This is a genomic window from Bradyrhizobium sp. GW821-FHT12B03 (assembly GCF_058807535.1).
In genome coordinates, this window is the sequence record NZ_JBXAQU010000048.1 from 1 (window position 1) to 2051 (window position 2051).

A 2051-nucleotide genomic window follows, 5' to 3' on the forward strand; every position below is an offset into this window, starting at 1 on the left:
GCAGCTGACCAGCTCGACCGTCTGCGCGCCCAGTGCCTTGAGCTCCGCCACCAGCTCGGAGGCACCCGGCGCGGCCATGCCGCGGCGCGAGGTCAGCAGCAGATGCCGCACGCCGTGACGAACAACAAGGTGCCGCGCCAGCGCACTGCCGAGTTCGCCGACGCCGCCGGTGATCAGCACCGTGCCGCCGGCCGCAAGACGCCGCGACTCCGCCGTGCCCGCGCCAGCGCGCACCAGCCGCGGCGCCACCACCGCATCCTGCCGCAGCGCCAGCTCGGGCTCAGACGTCATCGACGTGAGCTTCAACAGCAAGGCCGCATCCGCAGGCGGCGCATCCAGATCCACCAGCTGCAGCCGCCGGTCCGGATGTTCGGCCCGCGCGCTCCGCACCAGGCCCCATAACGGCGCGCGCGACAGTCCGTTCGCGCCTTCATCGGCACCGGTCGCCACCGCGCCCTTCGTCAGCCACGTCACACCAGTCTCGCTCAGACGCGCTTCGCTCAAAATCGCCTGCAGCTCGCCAAGACCGCGTGCCGCCGTCGCATGCGTCGCCGCAAGCACGCACCCATCCGCTTCCGACAGATGGTCGAACACGATCTGTGACGGGATCGCTCCGCCTTCGTCGAGGCGCGCAACAACAGCCGCAACGCTGTCAGAATGATCAAGACCCAGATGCCTCGCCAGCTCGCCGTCGCCTCCGACGATCAGCGGCAGGGCAGGCGCGTGAGCTCCGCTCTCACTCAAGGCGACCGGGCGCCACTCCAGGCGGTACAGATGTTGCGCCTCGCTCCGCGAGGCCTCCCGGATCTGCGCGTCGCTCGCTTCCCTCAGCCGCAGCCCGCCAAGGCGCACCACCGCGCGCCCATTTCCATCGGTCACGTGCAGCACCGCCAGGGCTTCGCCCTCGCCGCTGCGCTCCACCGACGCACGGATCCGCAGTTCCTGCGCGCCGGTCGCAACCAGCGACACCTCCGACCATTCGAACGGCAGCAGCACCGCTCCGTCGCCGAGGCCCTCGACCTGCGCAAGGGTCAGCACATGCAGCGCGCTGTCCAGCAGCGCCGGATGCAGGCCGTAACTCTCCGCCGACGCTCCCAGCGCCTCCGCAAGCACCGCCCGGCCGTAAACGGCATCCCCGACGCGCCAGGCCTCGACCAGCCCTTGGAACAGCGGCCCGTAGCCATAGCCGCGTCCGGCCAGTTTCGCGTAATGACCGGTCAGATCGATCGGCTCGCCACCAGCAGGCGGCCAGACTTCAAGCTCATTCTCTTGCTCTGCGTCTGCGGCGGCTTCCTGCGCTTCGCCCAGCACGCCCTGCGCATGCAGCGTCCATGACGCGCCCTCTGCTGCGTCTTCCGCACGGCTGTAGATGCTGAGGCCACGGCCGCCTTCCGCGCCGGCCTCAACTCCATCGACTTGCACCTGCAGCCGGACGCCGCCTTCCGCCGGCAGCACCAGCGGCGACAGCAGCGTCAGCTGCGACACGGAGGTAAGACCGACCGCGCGCGCCGCCGCAAAGCCGAGCTCCAAGAGTCCCGTCCCCGGCAGCAGCACCGCGCCGAATACCTTGTGGTCGCCGAGCCAGCCTGCTTCCGACAGCGACAGTCGCCCCGTCAGCAGGAAGCCGTCGCTTTCGGCCAGCGGCGTCGCGGCACCCAAGAACGGATGCGACGCCTCCGACAGACCCATCGTCGATGCGTCTCCGCTCGGCTTCTCGACCTCCAGCCAGTAGCGTTGATGCTGGAACGCATAGGTCGGCAACGCGGCGACCGGCGCCTTTGCGCTGGCTCCGAGCGCCTTCGACCAGTCGATCTCAACGCCGTGAACATGCAGTGCGCCGAGCGCGGCCAGCAGCGCCTCGCTGCCATCGCGACCGCGACGTTGCGAAGCCACCACCTGCATCCCAGATGTTTCCGGCAGGCAGCCGGCCGCAAGCCCGGTCAAGACGCCATCCGGACCAAGCTCGAGGCTTGCCCGCACGCCCTCCGCCTCCAGCACATGCACGCCGTCCAGGAACCGCACCGGGCTTCGCACCTGGCGCACCCAGTAAT

At 69.8% G+C, this 2051-nt stretch carries 1 protein-coding gene; it reads right to left on the reverse strand.

Translation table 11 applies throughout. From position 1 onward, the window contains the following. A partial coding sequence (locus tag AC1RUR_RS38285; protein WP_492853329.1) for a SpnB-like Rossmann fold domain-containing protein occupies positions 1-2022 on the reverse strand: 2022 nt, incomplete at its 3' end. Positions 2023-2051: the final 29 nt, after the last annotated feature.